The organism is Streptomyces sp. NPDC001663 (genome assembly GCF_042893105.1).
In the GTDB taxonomy this organism is placed as follows: domain Bacteria; phylum Actinomycetota; class Actinomycetes; order Streptomycetales; family Streptomycetaceae; genus Streptomyces.
In genome coordinates this window covers 18,454-35,665 of record NZ_JBIAUR010000028.1, presented here as the reverse complement: position 1 = coordinate 35,665, position 17,212 = coordinate 18,454, and the positions used below count along the sequence as shown (strand labels likewise).

Below are 17,212 nucleotides of genomic sequence, written 5' to 3'. Positions count from 1 at the left end.
CGGAAGCGATCAGCTGCTCAGATGCTCATGGAGCATCATCCACACGCTGTCCCGCCGCACAATGACGTTGGTGCCCCGCCCCTGACCGGAACGTGGCTCGCCGTCGACTACGCCGGTCCACGCGAACCGATAGCGGCACACCGCCACACCGGTGGTGAGCACCGGCCACTCCAGGTCCCGGACCTCATACACCTCGTCGAGGATGGTCGAGAATGTCTTCTCGATCGCGGACCGGATCTCCTCGATGCCCCGATATGAGCCGTCTGAGAACCAGTAGTTGGCGTCCTCGGCAATGAACGGCACGACACGCTCGATGTCGTGGCTGTTGTTCGCCGACTCGTACGCGCGCTTGACTTCCTCCCCCTCGTGAACGAGGGGGAGGAAGTCAATCAGAGTGGATCCTGCCTGCAGAGCTGGCCCGAGAACGTGATGGCCCCCGGGCTCGATGCCATCTCCTATTGGGCGCCCCGAACGGCCGTGCAGGCTCGGGGCGCCGCGGCGGCGGGGCTGGGCTGCGCGGGACCGGACGGACCGGCATGCCTGCGCCGGACGGAGACCGGGAAGCTCCTGGCGTTGAACGGCCAGTTCGTCACGTCGGCGTTCGGGACCCGGGCACTGCCCACCGACCCGGTCAAGGCACTGCGGACCGGCGCCTTCCATCGGGTAGCGGTGATGCAGGGCAACACCCGGGACGAACACCGGCTGTTCGGGAGCCTTTTCGAGGCGGAGAAGCCCATCGATGACGCCCGTTACCGGGCTCTGCTGGCGACGTCCTTCGGAGAGCGCATGGCCCGTCGCGTCTACGCTCGGTATCCGCCCCGGGCGTACTCCAGCCAGTCGGGTTCCCCGGCCGCGCTGGCCTGGGCCGCGGTCGGCACCGACGTCGGATGGGTGTGCCCGACCCTCGCCGCCGACCGGCTTCTGGCCCGGCACGTGCCCGTCTTCAGTTTCGAGTTCGCCGAGCCGAACGTCCCGGACTTCCTTGGCATCTTCCCCAAGGGCTACCCGCCCGGCGCCTTTCACGGCTCGGAGCTCCCCTTGCTCTTCGACATCCAGGGCACGTCCGTGCCGCTCGACCCCGCGCAGCGGAACCTGTCCGAATCGATGATCATGTATTGGGCCGCGTTCGCCGCCCAGGGCGATCCGAACAGGGCGGGACTGCCCCGCTGGCCGAGGTTCCCGGCCACCCAGTCGCTGGACTCCGCGCGCGGCGGGATTTCCCAGACCGATCTGGCCACCGGTCACCACTGCCGCTTCTGGGCGTCACGGACATGAGGACTCCGTGGTGGTCGGCGCCGGGGGCGCGGCTTGCTGTCCAACACCGCCTTCACCACCCTCGAGCACCTCATCCAGACCATCCGCCACGGGATGAGGAAATCCAGTACCGCCCTCACCTCATCGACGGATGCCTCGCCTGGACCGGACTATCGCTCACCCCAACGACATCATGAGTTCAAACTCAGTAACGACCACGACGACACCACAGCAGCGGAGACCCTGACCTGCGCCTACAGCTGCCTGACGACCCATCACGAATAAAACTCCAGGTCAGGAGCCCTTTACGGCCGGTTCAAGGATCGCAACACACTCCATATGGTGGGTCATCGGAAAGTTGTCGGCCCGAAAAGATCCCAGAAAAGACCAGGTCAGAGCCGATTTGTCGGCTCATCGTCCTGCGTGCGGGCGACCAGAGCGTCAAACGAGCGTCATGGCCTTCAGTCCATCCCGTGGAAGCATGTCCTCCAGTCCACAGCACCCCGCACCCGCGCCGAGGGACCTCTAGGGCGCTGACACCGAGAACCTCGCTCCGTACCGGGGAAAAGTCCGGCGCCGTCTGCCGGAGTCGCTGGACTAGCTGCATGGGCCGACGCAGGGAATCGTGGAGCTGCCGCTGTACATGGCCTGATCCGGGATGACTTGGTACGACCTGGGCGAACCTTGTCGGCGCATGGGCCTGTACCGCACCGTCCTGCACGAGGGCCTGCACGACGACCTGCCGCGCCACCTCAACCGGAACTACTCCTCCAGGTGTGGCCCGTGCTGCGCGGACTCGTCGGTCGTACCGTGCGCACCGTGTGGAAGGACGCCTTCCCCGGCTCGCCTCTCGCACCCGGGCACTGCCGCACTGGCCGGCCTTCACCCCTCGATCCCTTCACCGTCTGCTGATGTCTGATGCTGCCGTGGGAGCCGTTGTCGGTTGCGTGACGGCGGCTCCCACGCTGCTATCGGGCGACGTAGCCGCCGTCGACGGGGAGGGCGACACCTACGACGAAACCGGCTCCCGGGCTGCACAGCCACAGGACCGCCTGGGCGATCTCCTCGGCCGTACCGAGGCGGTTGATGGGCTGGTTGGCCTCGGCCTCGGCGCGGTCCAGCTCCCCCTTGGCGATCATGTCGCTGACCATCGGGGTGTCGATGGTGCCGGGGCAGACGGCGTTGATACGGATGCCGCGCGGGGCGTACTCCAGGGCCGCGCTGGTGGTCAGGCCGATCACGCCGTGCTTGGAGGCGTGGTAGGAGGCACGGCCGGGGAGGCCGACCAGGCCGCCGAGGGAGGAGCAGTTGACGATGGCGCCACTGCCCTGGGCGCGCATGTGCCGCAGCTCGTGTTTCATACAGGCCCACACGCCGCGGAGGTTGATGGCGTTGACGCGGTCGAACCGCTCGGCGGGTTCGTCGGCGGCGTCGCTGGGCGGGATCTGGATGCCGGCGTTGTTGTAGGCCATGTCGAGGCGGCCGAAGGTCTCGACGGTGCGGTCGACCGCAGCCGCCACCTGGTCCTCGTCGCTGACGTCGCAGGCGAGGGCGAGTGCTCGGTGACCGGAGTCGGTGAGTTCCTTGACGGCTGCGTTCAGGGCGACTTCGTCGATGTCGGTGAGGGCGACGGCGGCCCCGGACTCGGCGAAGGCGCGGGCGGTCGCCAGGCCCATGCCTGAGCCGGCGCCGGTGACGAGGGCGACCTGGCCGGTGAAGTCGTAGGTGGGGTTCACGTGTCTTTCTCCCGTTGAGTGGGCCGGGGTCAGGAGGCGGTTTCGATGGTGACCTTGGTGGCGGTGGCGAGGCGTCCGGTGTCGCCGTGCACGCTGCCGAGGATGATCAAGCCGGCGTCGCTGGAGCCGCTGCCCCGGTAGAAGAGGGCCAAGTTGCCCCAGGGCGCGTAGTACGCCAGGTCACCGGCCTTGGCTTCGGCGGCGTCCGGGGCGCCGGAGGTGGACAGCCGACGGGGCAGGTCAGCGATCTTCTCCGTCTCGTGGAAGTCGCTCAGGTTCAGCGTGAGCGGGAGCAGGGCGGCGAAGTCGCGGGCCGTGGCGGTGTCGTTCAGGGTGGCGTCGGCCCGGTGGCCCTCGATGGTGACCCGGATGTTCATGGCGGTGCCCTTGTCATCGGACGGTGAGGCCGGTGCCGTGGCCGTCGGCGTTCGCTGGGACGCGGAGGCGGAGGTCGAGGACGGGGAAGACGGGGACGGGGGCGCCTCGTCGGTACAGGCGGTCACTGCAAGCAGTAAGACGGTCGGGGCGGCGCGGGCAAGGCTGGAACGGGTGGTCGGGCTCACGGCATCCTCCGGGGGCGTCAGTTGGGCAGGGGCTCGGCGTAGTGGCGGAAGCCGTTGCACTTGAGGTGCATGTCGTACAGGCGATGGGCCAGCACCTCAGGGCTGCTGTGTTCGGCGTCGGGCCGGATGGCGCTGGGGATGATCAGCTGGGCGGTGTGGATGTTCTCCGGGGCGAGGGCGTCGTGGAGCATGTGGGCGTAGGCGCTCTCGGCGGCGAAGGCGATCGAGGTGCCAGCCCGGTCGGGATGGGGGCGTACGGCGCTGCCGCCGTTGACGAACAGCAGGGTGCCGCGACCGAGTTGACGCATGCCGGGCAGAGCGGCGTTCACCGCGGTGACCGGGCCCTTGACGGACAAGGCGAGGGGCGCGTCGAGGCCGTCGGCAGTCGCCTCGAGGACGGGCTTCATGAAGTCGGCGCGGGGCACGGGGCTGTACTGCAGGATCTCGATGGGACCCAGGGAGGTTGCGGCCGCGTTGAGGGCCGCGTCCAGTGACTCGGTGTCGAGGACGTCGGCGGTGAAGCCCCGCGCCTGGATGCCGTCGCGGGCCAGTTCGGCGCTCAGCCCCTCCAGCTTCTCGGCGTTGCGGGAGATGAGGGCGACGGTGTGTCCGGCGGATCCGAAGCGGCGTGCGGTGGCGAGCCCGAGGCCGGGGCCGGCGCCGACGAGGGCGAAGGTCGTCATGGTGAGTCTTTCTGGGTGGAGGGGCTTCGCTGAGGCTTGGGGAGGACATTGCCGCCACGGCGCTCGGGATCGCCGCGCAGGCTGCTCTATGTCGAGCCTCACACGCCGAGGCAAGAGCGAAGAGTGGAGAAAGACATCCGAGGAGGGATACATCCTGGGGGAAAACTCTCCCTCCTTCCTCAGGTGCGTGCGGTGTCATGCTGAGCGGCATGACCGGCAACGTTCCCCTCAACGAGCTGGGAGAATTCCTCAAGAAGCGCCGCGCCGAGCTGAGCCCGCGCGCTGTCGGCCTGCCCGACAACGGCGGCCCGCGCCGAGTCGCCGGGCTGCGCCGCGAAGAGGTCGCCCAGCTCGCCAGCATCAGCACCGACTACTACACGCGTCTCGAACAGGGCCGTATGCAGGCGTCCGCGCCCGTGCTGGACACGCTCGCCCGGGTGCTCCATCTCGACGACGACGAACGCGGCTATCTCTTCCAGCTCGCCGGCAAGATCACCACGCGCACCCGCAGCCGGGGGCGGCAGAAGGTCCAGCCGCAGTTGCAGCGCGTGCTGGACGATCTCACCGCCACGCCGGCCATCGTGCAGGGGCGGCGCGGGGACATCCTCGCCTGGAACGCGCTGGCGGCCGCGCTGGTCACCGACTTCTCCCGGATCCCGGAGAAGCACCGCAACTACCCGCGGATCATCTTCACGGACCCGGCCATGCGCACCCTGTACGCCGACTGGGAGACCTCCGCGCGGCTCGCCGTGGCCCAGCTGCGGATGGAAGCCGCGCAGTATCCCGAGGACCCCCGTCTGATCGAGCTGGTCGGTGAACTGTCCCTGCGCGACAAGCAGTTCGCACAGTGGTGGGGCGACCACCGCGTCGCGGCGCGCACGGTGGGCACGAAGACCCTCAACCACCCGGTGGTCGGCGAACTCGTCCTGGACTGGGACACGTTGACCGCCAACACCGACCCCGACCAGCACCTCACCGTCTGGACGGCCGCACCCGGCTCCCCCACCCACGAGCGGCTGCGCATCCTCGCCTCCTGGGCCACCGACCAGAAGCTGCCGGCCTCTCCTCCTGTCGCCTGACCACGGTCGGGCCCTTACTCGCGAGCAGGCACATCACCAACGACATGCCCAACGGCCAACTGCCGCCACCCCGGCGTGGGCCCTCCCGCCCCACCACGACCCGCCGGACCTGCTGTTCGGTGCGGGCGCCGCGCTCGTCGTCGGCCTCGGCAGCGCGGCGGCCAGCGTCGGCGACAACCTCCCGGGACAGCGTGGCGCGAGGCGGGGCGGAACGGTCGACCGGCCCTCCGCCCAGTGGATCGCCGCGTCGGCCGCCAACTACCGCTACGCCGACCGGCCCGACGACTACACCATCGACCGCATTGTCATCCACGTCACCCAGTCCCGCTTCACCGCGGCCGCCCGGGCCTTCCAGGACCCGGGGCACCGTGTCGCTGCGATGCCGCCTACCGCGCCTCCGCCGAGTTGGCGGCCGACATCAGTGCGCGCTACGACATCCACGTCGACCGCGAGCACATCGTCGGCCACAACGAAGTCCCCGGCGCCACCCACATCGACCGCGGCCCGTACTCGGACTGGGACCGCTATCTGCGCCTGGTGCGCGCCGCCAGGTAACAGGCGCCCGTTACACACGACTTGAACGATGGTTGCGGGTTGCCTGCCCGCAGCGGTCAGCCGGGCTCCGGTAGGCAGGGGTGTCACATACCTCGTCCGCCGATGCCGCCGTCGGGCGCGATCTCGTCGATGCGGGCGAGGTCGGCGGCGGTCAGCCTGAGGTCGGCGGACGCGATGTTCTGCGCGACGCGCTCGGGGTTGCGCGAGCCGGGGATCGGGACGATGTAGTCCTTCTTCGCGAGCAGCCAGGCCAGGGCGAGCTGGGACGTGGTGACGCCCTTGCTCTCCGCGAGCTTGGTGAGCTCGCTGACGATGGAGAGGTTCTGGTCGAAGTTCTCCGGGGCCCACCAGGGAATCATCTGGCGGAAGTCGCTCGAGTCGTAATGCTCACGGGGCTTGACCGCGCCGCTGAGAAAACCGCGGGCGAGCGGGGAGTAGGCGACCAGGCCGATGCCGAGCTCCTCCAGTACGGGGAAGAACCGCTCGGAGTCGTGGGCGAAGATCGAGTACTCGTGCTGCAGGACCGAGATCGGGTGCACCGCGTGGGCTCGGCGGATGGCGTCGGTGTCGGTGTTGGACAGGCCGAGGTACTTGACCTTGCCGGCGTCGACGAACTCCTTCATCACACCGACCACGTCCTCGATCGGGACGCTCGGGTCGGGGCCGTGCTGGTAGAGCACGTCGATCACGTCGATGTTCAGGTTGCGGAGGCTGTTCTCGACGACCTCCCGGATGTGCTCCGGCCTCGAGTTCGGAGCGAAGGTCGGTGTGAGGCCGAACTTCGTCGCGATCGTCACCTCGTCGCGGATGGGGGCCAGAGCGTTGCCGAGCAGCTTCTCGCCCTCTCCCCAGCCGTACATCTCCGCGGTGTCGAAGTGGGTCACGCCGAGCTCGTGAGCGCGGCGGATCGCGGCGATCGACCCGGTGTCGTCCGAGGGGCCGTAGCCGACCGCGGTGCCCATCGCGCCGTAGCCGATCTCGGAGACGGTCAGGCCCTGGCGGCCCAGATTGCGCTGTTGCATGGTCTGCTCCTGTATGTCACACCAAACGGTTTGGTTCGACCATACAGCTGTCCGTCGCCGCCGCCAAACCGAACGGTTCGGTTGGATAAGCTAGACCTCATGGCCTCCCGCAGCAGCGTCACCGACGCCACCAGTGACCGCATCATTTCCGCGGCCACCGCCGAATTCGCCCGTCATGGCATCGCGGGAGCGCGGGTCGAGCGGATCGCCAAGGCGGCCCGCACGAGCAAAGAACGCGTCTATGCGTACTTCCGCAGCAAGGAGGCGCTCTACCGGTTCGTCGCCGGCCGGGAGCTCGCCGCCATGGCCGAAGCCGTTCCCCTGGATCCCGCCGACCTACCGGGCTACGCCGGCCGCATGCATGACCACGCCGTCCGCCATCCCGAACGCCACCGGCTGATGATGTGGGGCCAACTGGAGCTGCCGGCCGGGGAGACTCCCTCCGACGACCCGGTGCAGGAGTCCCTGCGCCGCAAGATCGAGCAGGTACGCAAGGCGCAGGAGGCCGGCCACCTCGATCCCGCGTGGGAGCCCGAGGACATCCTCGTGTTCGTCAGTCAGCTGGCTTTGTCGTGGGCCGGCCAGAACGACCTTGTTCCCCTCGGCGAGGAACGCGACGCCTTCCTGGCGGCCCGCCGGGCAGCCATCGTCGCCGCCGTTCAGCGCCTCTTCCCTGCGACGCATGAACCAGGAGTAGCGACCGACGGTGATGGGCCACGGACTCGTCAGCCAGGGTGACGTCCTCACCGTGCCGCAACCCGGCCGATGCCGCCGCGCGCTCTCCGCACCTCACTCGAGGCCCCCGTGCTTCCTACTCCGCTCACGCCGTCAAAGGAATTTCACAGAAGATCGCACACCGCATGAATGTCTGAAGCAGCCCCGGAAACGCGGTGGATCGGACCCTTGACCCGCGCCAGAGGCAGGCCGGTGCTCTGGTTTGCGTGGGCGATGATCTCGGCGGTGATGGAGATGGCCGTCTCCTCGGGGGTGCGGGCACCCAGGTCGAGGCCGATCGGGGAACGCAGCCGATCCAACTGTCCATCAGTGACCCCGACTTCACGCAGGCGGCGCAGACGTTCGTCGTGGGTTCGCCGGGAGCCCATGGCGCCGACGTAGCCGACGGGCAGGTCGAGGGCGAGCCGGAGCAGAGGGATGTCGAACTTGGCGTCGTGGGTCAGCACGCAGACCGCGGTACGGGCGTCCACTGCCGTCCCTTCCAGGTAGCGGTGGGGCCAGTCGACGACCACCTCGTCGGCGTGCGGGAAGCGGGCTTCGGTGGCGAAGACCGGGCGGGCGTCGCACACGGTGACGTGGTAGCCGAGGAACCGGCCGGCCTGGGCGAGGGCGGCGGCGAAGTCGATCGCGCCGAAGATCAGCATGCGGGGGCGGGTGGCGGCCGCGTGGACGAGGACGGAGAGCTTCTCGGGGCAGGTGTCGGCGTCTGAGCCGAGGGTGAGGAGTGCGGTGCGTCCGGTACGCAGTTGGGCGGTGGCCCGGTCCGCCACTGCCCGCCCGGTCGGCCCGTCGCCGAGCGTGCTGTCGGCGATCCAACTGTCGCCGAGCACGCTCAATGTGGTGCCGAGCAATCCCTCGGGCCCGTCCACGACCTGCGCCACGGCGGCAGGCCGGCCCTCGACCGCCTCGGCGAGCGCCGCGCCGAGATGCGGCTGGGCGGCCGGGTCGACACGCTGCACGAACACGTCGAGTTCCCCGCCGCAGGTCAGGCCCACGGCGAAGGCATCGTCGTCTGAGTAGCCGAACCAGGCGCGCTGGGGGCCGCCTCGGTCGTGGAGGACCTGGCGGCACAGCTCGTACACCGCGCCCTCGACGCAGCCGCCGGAGATGCTGCCGATGGCCTTGCCGTCCTCGTCCACCGCCACCGACGTTCCGACGGGCAGGGGTGCGCTACCGGTGACGTCGACGACCGTGGCCAGGGCGAAGGGGCGTTCCTCGCGGCACCAGCGGTGCAGTGTGTCTGCGATGTTCAGCATGGGGGTCTCCAGAACAGACGTCGCTGTCGCAGAAGGCGGATCGGGCCGCCGCCGCGTCCACGGGGGCGCATGCGCGGCGGCGGCCCGGGGAGGTCCGGCAGCCGTACGGGGAATTCGGCTGCCGGACCCGTCCATGGAGGCGGTGTCGTTCAGAGCAACGCCTCGGCGGTGATGGGCAGTTGGCGGATCCGCCGGCCGGTGGCGTTGAACACCGCGTTGCCGATCGCGGCCGCCACACCCACCTGGACGACCTCGCCGAGTCCCTTGACGCCCAGCAGGTTGCCGGCGTTGTCCTCGCCGTCCAGGTAGATCGCCTTGATCTCGGGCACGTCGGCGTTCACGGGGACCAGGTAGTCGGCCAGGCTGGCGTTCACGATCCGTCCGTCCCGGTGGTCGGTGACCGTGTGCTCAAGGAGCGCCGTGCCGATACCACCCACGATGCCGCCGAACGCCTGGCTCTCGGCCAGCTTGGGGCTGATGATCCGCCCCGCGTCGTACACGCCGAGCATCCGCCGCACCCGCACCAGACCCAGGTTCGCGTCCACGGCGACCTCGGCGAAGGTGGCGTTGTAGGCGAAGTAGGCAGACCGTTCGCTGCCCGGCCCGTCGTAGGAACCGTTCGCTTCCAAGTGGGAGCGGTCATTGCGGGCCAGCAGACTCTTGTACGTCTCCCCGCGCGCCGGGCTGCCCTGCACGTGCAGTCGGCCGTTCCGCACCACCACGTCGTCCGCGTTCACGCCGTACAGCGGCGACTCCCGGTCCTCGACGGCCAGCCGGATCGCCTGCTCCCGCACCTTGTTGCAGGCGTCGACGACGGCCGAGCCGACGCTCGCCATGGTCGCCGAGCCGCCGTGCGGCGAGGTCGGCGGATAGCGGGAGTCACCGAGCCGGAAGGTCACCGTGCGCATCGTCAACCCGAGTGCGTCCGCGGCCACTTGGGTCTGGGAGGTGTAGGTGCCGGGCCCCATGTCGCTGGTGGCCGCCTCGACCACCGCGCTTCCGTCGGCATCCAGACGGGCCCGGGCCTGCGCGGGATACCGCCCCGGGTCATAGACACCGGCGGCCATGCCCAGGCCGATCAGCCAGTCCCCGTCCCGCGTCGAGCGCGGCTTCGGATTACGGCGGTCCCAGCCGAACTCCCGCGCGCCGACCGTGTAGCACTCACTCAGCCGCCGTGTGGAGAACGGCTCGTTCGTCGACTCGTCCTCGCTCGGCTCGTTGCGCCGACGCAACTCGATCGGATCGACACCGAGTTCGTGCGCGAGCTCGTCCATCGCGGACTCGATCACGAACGACGCGGAGGCGAAGCCGGGGCCGCGCATCCAGATAGGCGTGTTCACGTCGAGGGGCACCCTCCGGTACGCCTGACGGACGTTGGGCATGCTGTAAAGCATCTGGCCTGCCGGCATGACGGCCTCGAAGAACGTCTCGTACGACGAGGTCTCGGCGTCGATGTCGTGGATCGCGGCGTTCAGCCGGCCTCGCCGGTCGCTGCCGAGCCGCAGCCGGTACTCGTACGACGGCCTGAAGCCGGTGCCGAAGTACATCTGCCTGCGGCTGAGCACCAGCTTGACCGGGCGTCCCGCCACCCGCGCGGCCAGCGCGGCGACGACCGTGTGCGGCCAGCAGCGCAGTCCGCTGCCGAAACCGCCGCCGACGAACGGCGAGATCACGCGCACCGAGTCCGCGGGCAGGTCGAACACGGCCGCGAGCTCGTCGTGCGTGCCCATCACCCACTGTGTCTTGTCCCACACGGTCAGCTTGTCGCCGTCCCAGCGGGCGATGGTGGCGTGCGGCTCCATCGGGTTGTGGTGGTTGCGCGCGAGCTCGTACGTCAGGTCCAGCCGTACGGCCGAGGAACGCAGGCCGGCTTCCGCGTCGCCGCGCGCGTAGTCCGTCGGCTCGCCCGGCTCGGCCTCGTGCAGGTCGGTCGAGGGCCGCTCGGCGTCGTAGCGGACCTTCACCAGACTCGCCCCGTGCTGCGCGGCCTCCAACGTGCTCGCCACCACGACCGCGACCGGCTGGCCGTGGAAGAGCACCCGATCATCCTGGACGACCCTGAGCCTGCGCCCGGGCGGGTTGTTGGGCCCGGCGTTGTCGCGGTACGGCAGCGTCGGCGCGTTGCCGTGATGGATCACCCGCAGCACACCGGCGTGTTTCTCGGCGTCGCCGGTGTCGATCGAGGTGATACGGCCGCGCCCGATGCTCGCGTCGACGATGACGGCGTGCACCACACCTTCGAGGTCGTGTTCGGCGGCGTACAGGGCCTTGCCGGTGACCTTGAATCGGCCGTCCACCCGGGACAGCGGCGCGCCCACGGCCGCCTGTGGCTGGGGGCTCACTTCGTACCTCCTACGATGCGCAGCTGGCGTTCGACGGTCCGCTTCAGCAGCTCGACCTTGAAGCCGTTGTGCTGAAGGGGACGGGCGCCGTCCGCCGCCTTCGCGGCAGCGGACGTCCACAGGGACTCCGAGGGACGCTCACCGACGAGGTGCTGCTCGACGGTGGGCAGTTTCCACGGCACGGTCCCCACGCCACCGGCGGCGACCTTCGCCTCCTGGATGACCCCGCGCCGGACGTGCAACGCGACCGCCGCCGAGGTCAGGGCGAACTCGTAGGACTGCCGGTCGCGCACCTTCAGGTATCCGGACTTGAGCGGACGCGGAAGCGCCGGGATCTCCACAGTGGTGATCAACTCGCCTTTTCTGAGGGCTTGTTCACGGTTCGGGGTAGTGCCGGGCCGTAGCAGGAAGTCGGCGAACGGCAGGGTGCGCGCGCCCTCCGGGCCGAGGAGGTGCACCGTTGCCTCCAGGGCAGCGAAGGCCACGGCCACGTCGGAAGGGTGGGTGGCCACGCAGGCGTCGGAGGTGCCGAGGATCGCGTGCATCCGGTTGAAGCCCTCCCGCGCCGCGCAACCGGAGCCAGGCTCACGCTTGTTGCAGGCCGCGGTCACATCACGGAAGTAGGTGCACCGGGTGCGCTGCATGATGTTGCCGCCGATGGTCGCCATGTTCCGCAACTGGGCCGAGGCACTCAGCTCCAGCGCCTGCGAGACGACGGGGTACAGCGTGCGCACCTTGGTATGCGCGGCGGCCTCGGACATGCTCACCAGCGCACCCAGGCGCAAGCCTCCGCGCTCGGTGACCGCGACCTCGCGCAGGGGCAGGCCGGAGATGTCGACCAGCGCCTCGGGGCGCTCGACGGTCTCCCGCATCAGGTCGACCAGCGTGGTCCCCCCGGCGATGTAACGGCCGCCTGCGCGACCGGCCTTGAGGGCTTCACGGGTGTCGGAGACGCGGGTGTAGGAGAAGGGATGCATGGTGGGCCGCTCCTTACTTCCGGCCCGCGGTCTGTTCGACCGCGCGCACGATCTTGACGTAGCAGCCGCAGCGGCAGATGTTGCCGCTCATCCACTCCCGGATCTCCTCCGGCGAACCGGTGTGGCCCTCCTGGATGCAGCCGACGCCGGAGAGGATCTGCCCTGGAGTGCAGTACCCGCACTGGAAGGCGTCCTTGTCGATGAACGCCTGCTGCAGCGGGTGCAGTTCGTCGCCCTTGGCCAGGCCCTCGATGGTGGTGACCTCGGCGCCCTCCAGCCGAACGGCCAGCGTGAGGCAGGAGTTGACCCGCTGTCCGTCGACCAGCACGGTGCACGCCCCGCAGGCCCCGGCGTTGCAGCCCTTCTTGGAGCCGGTCAGGTCGAGGTGCTCGCGCAGCAGGTCCAGCAGCGAGGTCCGGTTGTCCACCGTCACGGTCCGGCGGGTGCCGTTGACCGTCAGGGAGACCCGGCTGGAGGGCGCCGCTTCCGCGGCGGAGGCCTCCTCCGAGCCGGCGAGGAACGTCCCTCCGGCCACCACGGCACCGCCCACCACGACACCAGTGGCGATGACGGTACGCCGGCTGGGCCCCGAGGAGGACTCACCCGATTCGGTCGAGGGTGGAACAGCGGATTCAGAGAGGTCAGCAGACATACGCACGCCTTCGCATCACGGACGGGACAGTCGTGAACAACAGCGGGGCAGCAGGCGCGGGATCAACGCCGCCGCGGGGAAAGGGCAACCGCGCGCCTTGGCAGCGGCGGCCGGTCACGCCGGGAGTCTTGCATCACCGGCCACACTCGCGACAGGGAGACTTTTATCCCCCCTTTTCCTTCTCGTGGTCTTCTCCATGACGAGGAGGCGGTGAGCGAACCGAATTCCTGAGCGCATGATTCTTGAGGCCATGGCACATTTCGCGCGCCGCCGGGAAAGAGCCTGACTCTGACAGTGGTAGGAACCGCGAACGTAGGCACATTCCTGCCCTGGGTCATTTCCCGGCGGCGCGGCAAGCTCGTCACCGTGCCCGGTCGGAAGGCAGCCGGGTACGAGAGCACTGCTAGGAGACCCCCTCATGACCACCGTTGCTGCTTACGCCGCTCCCGCCGCCAAGGCTCCGCTGGAGCGCACCACCATCGAGCGGCGCCCGGTCGGCGAATTCGACGTGCTGATCGACATCAAGTTCGCCGGCATCTGTCACTCCGACATCCACCAGGTCCAGGAGGGCTGGGGTACCGCCATCTTCCCGATGGTCCCCGGTCACGAGATCGCCGGTGTCGTCTCCGAGGTCGGCCCCGGTGTCACGAAGTACAAGGTCGGCGACCGGGTGGGCGTCGGCTGCTTCGTCGACTCCTGCCGCGAGTGCGACCACTGCAAGGCAGGCCTGGAGCAGTACTGCACCGGCAGCGGCATGATCCAGACGTACAACTACCTCGACAAGGACGGCCGGCCCACCTACGGCGGCTACTCCGAGAAGATCGTCGTCGACGAGAACTACGCCGTCCGCATCCCCGACGACCTCGCCCTCGACGTGGCCGCCCCGCTGCTGTGCGCGGGCATCACCCTGTACTCCCCGCTGAAGCACTGGGGCGCGGGCCCCGGCAAGAAGGTCGCGATAGTCGGTCTGGGCGGTCTCGGCCACATGGGCGTCAAGATCGCGCACGCGCTGGGCGCCGAGGTCACGGTCCTCTCCCAGTCCCTGCGCAAGAAGGACGACGGCCTGAAGCTGGGCGCGGACCACTACTACGCCACCAGCGACCCGAAGACCTTCGAGGACCTGGCAGGCACGTTCGACCTGATCGTCTCCACGGTCTCGGCCCCGCTCGACTTCAGCGCGTACGTGAACCTGCTGAAGATCGACGGAGCCCTGGTCAACGTCGGCGCCCCCGAGGAGCCGATCTCCGTCAACGTCTTCCCCCTGATCATGGGCCGCAGGTCCATCGCCGGCTCCGCCATCGGCGGCATCGCCGAGACCCAGGAGATGCTGGACTTCTGCGCCGAGCACGGCTTCGGCGCCGAGATCGAAGTGATCGCCGCGTCCGAGATCAACGAGGCGTACGAGCGGGTGTTGAACAGCGACGTGCGGTACCGGTTCGTGATTGACACCGCGACGATCTGACCCCGGATTCCCCACCACATTCCCTGTGCCCTTGTCGGGCCGCCGCACTGCGGCCCGACAAGGGCACAACCATGAGGATTGCGGGTGCGTCCGCACCATTACCGGATTCACTCCGATCCCGACAGGGAGGAATTACTCCCTGGGATAATTCCTTCCCCCTCTCTTTCCCTTCCCAGGCCGAGCTCAAGATGCGAAAAATCCGTTCACGGGCCTACTTGGGGGAAATCCGGGCGCCCGGAGCACCACACATCAAGCACCCTTGCCGGGAAATCAGGAGCGCACCATGACCGAACTCGACATGGCCGAGCTGGCATTCAGCGGATTCGTCGGGCAGTGGACGGAAGGCACCACCGACGGCCGGCGCGCGCCTCTGCTGCGCCGGCCCTCCGAACTGGGCCTGGCCTACGAGGACGTGACGTTCCCGTCGATGGACGGCGTGCCTCTCGAGGGGTGGTTCATCCCAGCCGACTCGGACCGGTTGATCACCCACAACCACTTCTCCCCCGGCAACCGCTACGGCTATCCCGGACACCTGCCCGGCTGGGACCGCTTCGGCGGATTCGAGGTCAACTTCCTCCCCGCCTACAAGGCACTGCACGACGCCGGCTACAACGTCCTCGCCTACGACCTGCGCAACCACGGCATGAGCGGGTACGGCAACGGCGGCATCTGCACGATCGGCCTCACCGAGTATCGCGACCTCATCGGAGCCCTCCGCTACGCCGCGGCACGCCCCGACACCAAGAACATGAAGAAGGCCCTGCTGTCGGTGTGCCTGGGCGCCAACTCCACGGCCGTCGCCTGGGCCAAGCACCCCGAGGAGTTCGCCGAGATCCAGGCGCTGGTGATGCTCCAGCCCTTGGAGGGCCGTTCCATCGGCGAGCAGTTCTCCAAGGCCCTTGGCTTCAAAGGCGGTTACGACCGGCTCGACCAGGCCGTGCTGGAGCGTACCGGCTTCCATCTGGCAGAGCAGTCGCCTGCCAAGTACGCCTCCGCCATCACCGTGCCCACGCTGGTGGCGCAGGAGCACGACGACGTCATGACCACTCCCGAAGCCGTGCAGGCCGTCCACGACGCCATCCCCGTCGAGGACAAGCAGATGCACTGGATCTACGGCAGCACCCGCCGCTTCGACGGCTACAACTACTTCAGCGAGCACCCCGAGGTCGCTGTCGACTGGTTCGACTCCCACGTCCGCTGACGAACAGCCCAGGAGAGACCGGGGACATGCCTCCGGGGACAACTGAATCTTCGACCTTGACGAGAACGTCAGCCGCACCCCGGTGTCGTGTACGCGAACTCGCCTCGGAGCCGAAGGAGTACAAGCAGGAGGAGTTCTTGACCAAGAACCTCGCGTGAGCGGTGCTCGCGGAAAGCCGACCCGGGGCTGGCCTCGGGTCGGCTTTCCGTCTGTCGGGGCTCAGCGCCGCCGCAGACGCAGTACGGGCACCAGGTTCAGGAGCAACCCGGTCGCGGCTACGCCGGTGACCAGGTTCAGGCCGGGTCGGTAGGCGGTGAAGTCGGCGCCGCTGTCGCCGGCTTGGGCGATCACGGCGGTGAGTACGGCGAGGACGAGGGCGGCGCCGACCTGGCCGGAGGTCTGCACCAGGCCGGAGGCGAGGCCCTGTTCGGAGTCGTCGATGCCTTCGGTGGCCTGGGCCATGATGGCGCTGTAGCCGAACGCGAAGCCGCCGCCGAGGAGCAGCAGGGACGGGAGCATGGCGGTGACGTAGTCGGGCGAGGAGCCGGCCGTCGCCAGGAACCAGACGTAGCCGAGGGTCAGCGAGGTCATCGAGGCGATGATCATCGGTGCTGTGCCGAAGCGGTTGACGAGTCGGCCGGTGAGGGGCGAGCCGACGGCGACGATCAGGCCGACCGGCAGCAGCGCGAAGGCCATGCGCAGAGGCGACCAGCCGAGCCCGTCCTGCAGGAACAGCGTCATCATGAACTGGAAGCTGAGGTAGGAGCCCATCAGCGCGACGATGCTGAGGTTGGCCCGGACCGTGGTGGCCTTGCGCAGGATGCCGAAGCGGACCAGCGGGTGCCGGACCCGCTGCTCGATCAGGACGAAGGCGAGCAGCAGCAGGGCGGCGACGCCGAAGGCGGCGAGCGTCGCCCCGGAGGTCCAGCCCGTCTGGGGGGCGGTGACCACGGCGTAGACGGCGAGCAGCATGCCCGCGGTGAGGGTGACCGCCCCGGCCGGGTCCTGGCCTCCGGTCTCGGTGCGGCGGTCGCGCGGAATCAGGATCAGGCCGACGACGAGTGCGAGCAGGGCGAGCGGGACCGGCATGAGGAAGGTCCAGCGCCAGCCGATCCCGGTGAGCAGACCGCCCAGGATCAGGCCCGAGGAGTAGCCCAGGGCACCGAAGAGGCTGAAGACCGACAGCGCCCGGTTGCGCTGTGGGCCCTCCGGGAACGTCGTGGTGAGGATCGACAAGCCGGCGGGCGCGGTGAAGGCGGCGGCCACGCCCTTGACGAAGCGGGTGGCGATCAGCAGCGAGCCGCTGTCGACCAGCCCGCCGAGCAGCGAGGCGGCGGCGAAGACGGCCAGCGCGACGAGGAAGACGCGGCGGCGTCCGAGCAGGTCGGCGGTGCGGCCGCCGAGCAGCATCAGGCCGCCGTAGCCGAGGACGTAGCCGTTGATGATCCACTGCAGTGAGCCGGTGGCCATGCCGAGGTCGTGGCCGATGGAGGGCAGGGCGACGCCGACCATGGAGACGTCGAGGCCGTCGAGGAACAGCACGAGGCACAGCACGGCGAGAACGGCCCAGAGGCGGGCGGTCCAGCGCGGTTCGGGGACGGCCGAGGGCAGCGTCCCGGGGCGGGACTGGGTCAGGGACATGGGGAGGTGGATCTCTTTCCTGGCGGATGAGCAGGCAGGTCGGACGCCTCGGCG

At 69.1% G+C, this 17,212-nt stretch carries 16 protein-coding genes; 6 read left to right on the top strand and 10 right to left on the bottom strand.

Annotated features, from left to right (window positions below; genetic code table 11):
• Positions 1–9: 9 nt before the first annotated feature.
• Positions 10–303, bottom strand: coding sequence for a YybH family protein (locus ACFY1L_RS52035; protein WP_388842471.1), 294 nt, complete (start codon positions 301–303; stop codon positions 10–12).
• A gap of 15 nt (positions 304–318) precedes the next feature.
• Here ACFY1L_RS52035 and ACFY1L_RS52030 point away from each other — a divergent pair, with 15 nt between their 5' ends.
• Positions 319–1,275, top strand: coding sequence for a carboxylesterase family protein (locus ACFY1L_RS52030; protein WP_388842469.1), 957 nt, complete (start codon positions 319–321; stop codon positions 1,273–1,275).
• Positions 1,276–2,222: 947 nt separating this feature from the next.
• Here ACFY1L_RS52030 and ACFY1L_RS52025 read toward each other — a convergent pair.
• The 3 genes from ACFY1L_RS52025 to ACFY1L_RS52015 all read right to left on the bottom strand — a co-directional run bounded on the left by ACFY1L_RS52025 (position 2,223) and on the right by ACFY1L_RS52015 (position 4,236).
• Positions 2,223–2,990: an SDR family NAD(P)-dependent oxidoreductase gene (locus tag ACFY1L_RS52025; RefSeq protein WP_388842467.1), complete on the bottom strand. Its 768-nt coding sequence runs from the start codon at positions 2,988–2,990 to the stop codon at positions 2,223–2,225.
• A 29-nt stretch (positions 2,991–3,019) separates the two neighbouring features.
• Entirely contained in the window at positions 3,020–3,367 is a 348-nt protein-coding gene (locus ACFY1L_RS52020; protein WP_388842465.1) for a cyclophilin-like fold protein, read from the bottom strand.
• A 203-nt stretch (positions 3,368–3,570) separates the two neighbouring features.
• Positions 3,571–4,236, bottom strand: coding sequence for an SDR family NAD(P)-dependent oxidoreductase (locus tag ACFY1L_RS52015; RefSeq protein ID WP_388842463.1), 666 nt, complete (start codon positions 4,234–4,236; stop codon positions 3,571–3,573).
• 197 nt (positions 4,237–4,433) lie between these two features.
• Between ACFY1L_RS52015 and ACFY1L_RS52010 the strand changes: the two genes are divergently transcribed.
• Complete coding sequence (locus tag ACFY1L_RS52010) at positions 4,434–5,315, top strand: helix-turn-helix domain-containing protein (protein WP_388842461.1); 882 nt, start codon at positions 4,434–4,436, stop codon at positions 5,313–5,315.
• A gap of 405 nt (positions 5,316–5,720) precedes the next feature.
• Complete coding sequence (locus tag ACFY1L_RS52005) at positions 5,721–5,870, top strand: hypothetical protein (protein ID WP_388842459.1); 150 nt, start codon at positions 5,721–5,723, stop codon at positions 5,868–5,870.
• 83 nt (positions 5,871–5,953) lie between these two features.
• Here ACFY1L_RS52005 and ACFY1L_RS52000 read toward each other — a convergent pair whose 3' ends face one another.
• Entirely contained in the window at positions 5,954–6,892 is a 939-nt protein-coding gene (locus tag ACFY1L_RS52000) for an aldo/keto reductase (protein WP_388842457.1), read from the bottom strand.
• A gap of 99 nt (positions 6,893–6,991) precedes the next feature.
• Between ACFY1L_RS52000 and ACFY1L_RS51995 the strand changes: the two genes are divergently transcribed.
• Positions 6,992–7,630, top strand: coding sequence for a TetR family transcriptional regulator (locus ACFY1L_RS51995; protein WP_388842455.1), 639 nt, complete (start codon positions 6,992–6,994; stop codon positions 7,628–7,630).
• A gap of 101 nt (positions 7,631–7,731) precedes the next feature.
• Here the strand turns inward: ACFY1L_RS51995 and ACFY1L_RS51990 are convergent, their stop codons facing one another.
• The 4 genes from ACFY1L_RS51990 to ACFY1L_RS51975 all read right to left on the bottom strand — a co-directional run bounded on the left by ACFY1L_RS51990 (position 7,732) and on the right by ACFY1L_RS51975 (position 12,854).
• Positions 7,732–8,883: an XdhC family protein gene (locus ACFY1L_RS51990; RefSeq protein WP_388842453.1), complete on the bottom strand. Its 1,152-nt coding sequence runs from the start codon at positions 8,881–8,883 to the stop codon at positions 7,732–7,734.
• A 149-nt stretch (positions 8,884–9,032) separates the two neighbouring features.
• Complete coding sequence (locus ACFY1L_RS51985) at positions 9,033–11,225, bottom strand: xanthine dehydrogenase family protein molybdopterin-binding subunit (protein ID WP_388842451.1); 2,193 nt, start codon at positions 11,223–11,225, stop codon at positions 9,033–9,035.
• The gene (locus ACFY1L_RS51980) at positions 11,222–12,202 is read right to left on the bottom strand and encodes an FAD binding domain-containing protein (protein WP_388842449.1); all 981 of its coding nucleotides are present in this window, start codon (positions 12,200–12,202) and stop codon (positions 11,222–11,224) included. The genes ACFY1L_RS51985 and ACFY1L_RS51980 overlap by 4 nt, the downstream gene beginning before the upstream one ends.
• Before the next feature lie 13 nt (positions 12,203–12,215).
• Entirely contained in the window at positions 12,216–12,854 is a 639-nt protein-coding gene (locus ACFY1L_RS51975) for a (2Fe-2S)-binding protein (RefSeq protein ID WP_388842447.1), read from the bottom strand.
• 418 nt (positions 12,855–13,272) lie between these two features.
• On the opposite strand from ACFY1L_RS51975, the gene ACFY1L_RS51970 reads away from it, so the two are divergent.
• Both ACFY1L_RS51970 and ACFY1L_RS51965 read left to right on the top strand, forming a co-directional pair.
• Positions 13,273–14,316 carry an NAD(P)-dependent alcohol dehydrogenase gene (locus ACFY1L_RS51970; RefSeq protein WP_388842445.1) on the top strand — a complete coding sequence of 348 codons (1,044 nt, stop codon included), beginning with the start codon at positions 13,273–13,275 and terminating at the stop codon, positions 14,314–14,316.
• A 283-nt stretch (positions 14,317–14,599) separates the two neighbouring features.
• Entirely contained in the window at positions 14,600–15,517 is a 918-nt protein-coding gene (locus tag ACFY1L_RS51965; protein ID WP_388842443.1) for an alpha/beta hydrolase family protein, read from the top strand.
• A 219-nt stretch (positions 15,518–15,736) separates the two neighbouring features.
• On the opposite strand, the gene ACFY1L_RS51960 is transcribed toward ACFY1L_RS51965, so the two are convergent.
• The gene (locus tag ACFY1L_RS51960) at positions 15,737–17,158 is read right to left on the bottom strand and encodes an MFS transporter (protein ID WP_388842441.1); all 1,422 of its coding nucleotides are present in this window, start codon (positions 17,156–17,158) and stop codon (positions 15,737–15,739) included.
• Positions 17,159–17,212 lie beyond the last annotated feature (54 nt).

Coding starts and splice junctions, on each gene's coding strand:
- ACFY1L_RS51990 (WP_388842453.1), bottom strand. CDS start 8,883: ATGCTGAACATCGCAGACACACTGCACCGCTGGTGCCGCGAGGAACGC.
- ACFY1L_RS52010 (WP_388842461.1), top strand. CDS start 4,434: ATGCTGAGCGGCATGACCGGCAACGTTCCCCTCAACGAGCTGGGAGAA.
- ACFY1L_RS52000 (WP_388842457.1), bottom strand. CDS start 6,892: ATGCAACAGCGCAATCTGGGCCGCCAGGGCCTGACCGTCTCCGAGATC.
- ACFY1L_RS51965 (WP_388842443.1), top strand. CDS start 14,600: ATGACCGAACTCGACATGGCCGAGCTGGCATTCAGCGGATTCGTCGGG.
- ACFY1L_RS52015 (WP_388842463.1), bottom strand. CDS start 4,236: ATGACGACCTTCGCCCTCGTCGGCGCCGGCCCCGGCCTCGGGCTCGCC.
- ACFY1L_RS51980 (WP_388842449.1), bottom strand. CDS start 12,202: ATGCATCCCTTCTCCTACACCCGCGTCTCCGACACCCGTGAAGCCCTC.
- ACFY1L_RS51970 (WP_388842445.1), top strand. CDS start 13,273: ATGACCACCGTTGCTGCTTACGCCGCTCCCGCCGCCAAGGCTCCGCTG.
- ACFY1L_RS52020 (WP_388842465.1), bottom strand. CDS start 3,367: ATGAACATCCGGGTCACCATCGAGGGCCACCGGGCCGACGCCACCCTG.
- ACFY1L_RS51995 (WP_388842455.1), top strand. CDS start 6,992: ATGGCCTCCCGCAGCAGCGTCACCGACGCCACCAGTGACCGCATCATT.
- ACFY1L_RS51960 (WP_388842441.1), bottom strand. CDS start 17,158: ATGTCCCTGACCCAGTCCCGCCCCGGGACGCTGCCCTCGGCCGTCCCC.
- ACFY1L_RS51975 (WP_388842447.1), bottom strand. CDS start 12,854: ATGTCTGCTGACCTCTCTGAATCCGCTGTTCCACCCTCGACCGAATCG.